At 77.5% G+C, this 4,208-nt stretch carries 2 protein-coding genes; both read left to right on the top strand.

All coding sequences use genetic code 11. The features are described from left to right. On the top strand, positions 1 to 1,760 hold a 1,760-nt coding region (locus tag GT045_RS07545; RefSeq protein ID WP_237538413.1), incomplete at its 5' end, for a condensation domain-containing protein. After that, the coding region (locus GT045_RS07540; protein WP_161333687.1) for an amino acid adenylation domain-containing protein at positions 1,757 to 4,208 on the top strand (2,452 nt) is incomplete at its 3' end. The genes GT045_RS07545 and GT045_RS07540, both read left to right, overlap by 4 nt.

Here is a 4,208-nt window from a genome sequence, read left to right as displayed (position 1 = left end):
CCCGCGACCCGGCCGCGTCCCCCGCCGTCCACCGCACCGCGTCCCCCGCCGAACAGACCCTGTGCGCCCTGTACGCCGAGGTCCTCGGCGCCCGACCCGCCGACGTGGACGCGGACGCGGACTTCTTCCGGCTCGGCGGCGACAGCATCATGGCCATCCAGCTCGCCGCCCGGGCCGCCGCGGCCGGCCTCCTCCTCGCCCCCAGGGACGTCTTCACCGCCCGCACCCCGGCCCGCCTGGCCGTGACGGCGCGCCCGGCCGCCCCCGAGCAGCCGGCCGGGCCCGACCTGGCCGAGGGCCGCCTCCCGCTCACCCCGATCATGCACTGGTGGCGTGAACAGGGCGCCCCCCTGCGCACGTTCATCCAGTCCATGGTGTTCCCCGTCCCGCACGGCGTCGGCCGGGACCGCATCGGCGCGGCCGTCTCGGCGCTGGCCGAGCGGCACGCGGCCCTGCGCATGCGGCTCGTACGGCACGACGAGAGGACCGACTGGGAACTGGAGGCGGGCCCCGCCACCGTACGCACGGAGCGGGTCGCCGTCCCCGCCGGCGACGACCCGGCCGGCCTGGCGCAGGACACGGCACGCTCCGCCGAACTCGACCCGGAACAGGGCGAGATGCTCCGGGCGGTCTGGTTCGACGCCGGACCCGGCCGGCCCGGTCTGCTGCTGCTCCTCGTGCACCACCTCGCCGTCGACGGCGTGTCCTGGCGGGTGCTGGGGCAGGAGCTGGCGCGGCTGCTGGAGGACGGCGGCGGCCTCCCCGCCGACCCGGGCGCCTCGTTCGCACGCTGGGCGCGGCTGCTGCCCGCCGAGGCGGACCGGGCGACGGGTGAACTCGACTGGTGGACCGGCCGGCTGGCCACCGCCGACGAGGCCCGGCTGACGGCCGGGCCGGACGGCTGGACGAACCGGTCGGCCGCGTCCGCCACCGCCCACCGCCGGGCCGCCGTCACCGTCGAGCTGGACGCCGCACTGACCCGGTCCGCCCTGGTCACCCTCCCCGGCGCCTTCCACTGCGGCACCGACGCCGTCCTGCTCACCGCCCTGGTGCGGGCGGCCGCCCGCCGGCGCGGCACCGGCACGGCCCTCCTGCTGCACCTGGAGGGGCACGGGCGCGAGGCGCTGTCGGCACCCGTCGACATCTCCCGCACCGTCGGCTGGTTCGTCACCCAGTACCCGGTCCTCCTCGACCCCGGCCCGGACACCGGCGCCGCGGCGCTCAAGCAGGTCAAGGAGCAGCTGCGGGCGGTACCCTCCGCCGGTCTCGGCTGGGGCCTGCTGCGCTACCTCCACCCCGAGGCCGGCCCCACCCTGGCCGCGCTGCCCGCCCCCGACGTCCGCTTCGCCTACCTGGGGCGCTTCGCCGGGGACGACGCGGCCGGCGGCCGGTTCCTGGACTCGGGGCCGCAGGCCGTGCCGGTCGCCCACGCCCTGGAGATCGACGCCCTGGCCCGGGGCGAGGAGGACGGACCGCGGCTGGAGGCGACGTTCTCCTACGCGCGGGGCGTGCTCACCGAGGACGAGGTGCGCGAGCTGGCCCGGCTGTGGACCGAGGAACTCACCGCTCTCGTCGCGGACACGGCCGACGGCTCCGTCGCCGGTCACACCCCGTCCGACTTCCCGCTGGTCGACCTGACCGTCGACCAGCTCATGGAGTACGAGGACGACCTGGACTTCGAGGAGGACGCCGACGGCTTCGGCGACCTCGACGGAGCCGGAGACCTCGACGGCCTCGACGGCGGGGTGAACGCCCGGTGAGCGCCAACGTCCAGGACGTCCTGCCGCTGTCCCCGGCCCAGGAGGGACTCCTCTTCCACACCCTGCGGGACACCACCGGACCCGACCCCTACCTGGTCCAGGCCCGTTTCCGGATCGACCCCGGCACCGACCCGGGGCGGATCCGGGCGGCGGTGACGGAACTGCTGCGGCGCCACCCGAACCTGCGCGCCTGCTTCCGCCACGAACGCCTCGACCGGCCCGTGCAGATCGTCCCGCGCGCGGTGAAGGTGCCGTGGCGGGAGGCCGACCTCACCGGCCTCGGCCCCGACGAGACGGCCGTACGGATGCGGCGGCTGCGCGAGACGGACGCGGCCCGCCGGTTCGACCCCGCACGGCCGCCCCTGGTCCGGGCCACCCTCGCCCGCCACGACACCGGCGCCGAACTGCTGCTGTCCTTCCACCACATCCTGCTCGACGGCTGGTCCATGCCGATCCTGGAGGCGGACCTGGCCGCCCTGGTCGCGGGCCGCCCGCTGCCGCCCGCCGCGCCCTACCGCGACTATCTGGCGTGGCTGGCGCGGCAGGACCGGGAGAAGGCGGAGACGGCCTGGGCACAGGCGCTGGAGGGCCTCGAACCGGCCCCGCCGCTCGCGCCGCCGGCCGGAGCCGACGACGGCTCCTGCGACCGCGCCGCGGTCCGCCTGCCCGCCGGCCTGACCACCGCACTGGGCCGCCGCGCCGCCGAGGCCGGCGTCACCCTCAACACCCTCGTGCAGGCGGCCTGGGCGCTGGTCCTGGCCCGGACCACCGGCGGCCGGGACGTGGTCTTCGGCGCGGTCGTCTCCGGCCGCCCGCACGACCTGCCCGGCGTCGAGGGCATGGTCGGCATGTTCGTCAACACGCTCCCGGTGCGGGTACGGCTGCGCGCCGGCGAGACCACGGCCGAACTGCTGGGCCGCCTCCAGGACGAACAGTCCCGGCTCGTCGCCCACCAGCACGCGCGCCTCGCCGACGTGCAGCGGGCCGCCGGCGCGGGGGAGTTGTTCGACTCCGTCCTCGCCTTCGAGAACTTCCCGCAGCGCGGGGAGGACGACGCCGGCCCGGACGAGACGGCCCTGCTGGAGGTCACGGACGCCACCCACTACCCGGTGACGCTGGCAATCAGCGCCGGCGAGCGGCTGTGGCTGTCGGTCGGCTGCCGCCGGGGCCTGTCGGCGTCCGCGGTGGCCGGCCGCATGGCCCACGCCCTGGGGCGGCTTGCGGAGGGCCTCGACGGGCCGGCGGAAGACGTCGACGTCCTGCCGCCCGCGGAGCACCTGGGGCTGATCGGCCTCGCCGCCGGCCCGGCCCGCCCCGAGGCCCGGCCCGCCACCGTCACCGCCCGGTTCGCCGCGCAGGCCGCCCGGACCCCCGGCGCCCCGGCCGTCGAGTCGGACGGCACCACCCTCACCTACGCCGAACTGGACGCCGCGTCCGACGCCCTGGCCGCCCGCCTGGTCGGGGCGGGCGCCGCCCCCGGCGACACGGTGGCCCTCCTGGCGGCCCGTTCCCCGGCCGTCGTCGTGGCCCAGCTGGCCGTCCTCAAGGCGGGTGCCTGCTGGCTGCCGCTCGACCCGGCCCAGCCGGCCGGCCGGCTGGCCCGGCTGGCCCGGGAGGCCGGGGTGCGGCTGGCGCTGACCGGCACGGGGGCCGAACCGCCCGGCGGCGTACGGAGCGTGTCCATCGACGAGCCCGGACCACCCCCCGCCTCGCCCCTCCCGCGACCCCACCCGGGCTCACCCGCGTGCGTCCTCCACACCTCCGGCTCCACCGGGGAACCCAAGGGGGTCGTCGTCCCGCACCGCGCCGTCGTCGAACTCGCCGCCGACGCCCGCTTCCAGGGCGGCGGTCACCGCCGGGTGCTGGCGCACGCCCCCTACACCTTCGACTCGGCGACGTACGAGGTGTGGGTCCCGCTCCTGAACGGCGGGACGGTCGTCATCGCCCCGCCCGGCCCCGTCACCCCCGACGTCCTGCGCCGCGTGATCCCCGAGCGGGGCGTCACCGCGCTGTTCCTCACGCCCGAACTCCTGCGCACGGTCGCGGAGATCGCGCCGGACGCGGCGGCCGGGCTGACGGAGATCTGGGCGGGCGGCGACGTCCTCGACCCCGGGACCGTCACCCGGCTGCGGGCGCACTGCCCGGGCACCACCGTCGTCAACGGGTACGGCCCCACGGAGGCGACCGTCTTCGCCACCGCCCACACCGCCGACGGCGGACCGGACGCGATCCCCATCGGCCGTCCGCTGGACAACACCCGCGCCTACGTCCTGGACGGCCTGCTGCGCCCGGTGCCCGAGGGCACCACCGGCGAGCTGTACCTGGCCGGGACCGGACTGGCGCACGGCTACCTCGCCAGGCCCGCGCAGACGGCGGAGCGGTTCGTCGCCGACCCGTACGGGCCGCCGGGCAGCCGCATGTACCGCACCGGCGACCTGGCCCGCTGGA

This window comes from Streptomyces sp. SID486 (assembly GCF_009865385.1).
Taxonomy (GTDB): Bacteria; Actinomycetota; Actinomycetes; order Streptomycetales; family Streptomycetaceae; genus Streptomyces.
Note: the sequence above shows the minus strand (reverse complement) of the source record. Positions and strands in the feature narration are given on the sequence as shown.